The organism is Clostridioides sp. ZZV14-6150 (assembly GCF_020657875.1).
Classification (GTDB): domain Bacteria; phylum Bacillota; class Clostridia; order Peptostreptococcales; family Peptostreptococcaceae; genus Clostridioides.
This window is the reverse complement of the sequence record NZ_JAGWDA010000087.1, coordinates 1-358: the sequence shown is the minus strand read 5'-3', so window position 1 is coordinate 358 and position 358 is coordinate 1. Positions and strand designations below refer to the sequence as shown.

Here is a 358-nt window from a genome sequence, read left to right as displayed (position 1 = left end):
TCGCCAACGAATAAATTCCGTTGCTTAAAGTGCTAACGCACGTCGCCAACAAACAAACTTCACATGTGTTCAGTTTATTCTGTTGCTTAAAGTGCTAATGCACATAGCTTGTCTAAAGATAAGCTAAAAGTGCATGTAAGAGGCTACTAGATAAATCGAAGATTTAAGTAATATACTCTTAATGGTGGAGATGAGGAGAGTCGAACTCCTGACCCCTTGCTTGCAAGGCAAGTGCTCTCCCAACTGAGCTACACCCCCAAATATGAAGTTCATAAAGAACTCTCAAAATTAAACAGTAGGCAATTCTCCTTAGAAAGGAGGTGATCCAGCCGCACCTTCCGATACGGCTACCTTGTTA

At 41.6% G+C, this 358-nt stretch carries 1 tRNA gene; it reads right to left on the bottom strand.

Going from position 1 to position 358, the window contains the following annotated elements:
• Positions 1-182 precede the first annotated feature (182 nt).
• Positions 183-258 (bottom strand) — tRNA-Ala (locus tag KGF41_RS20610).
• Positions 259-358 lie beyond the last annotated feature (100 nt).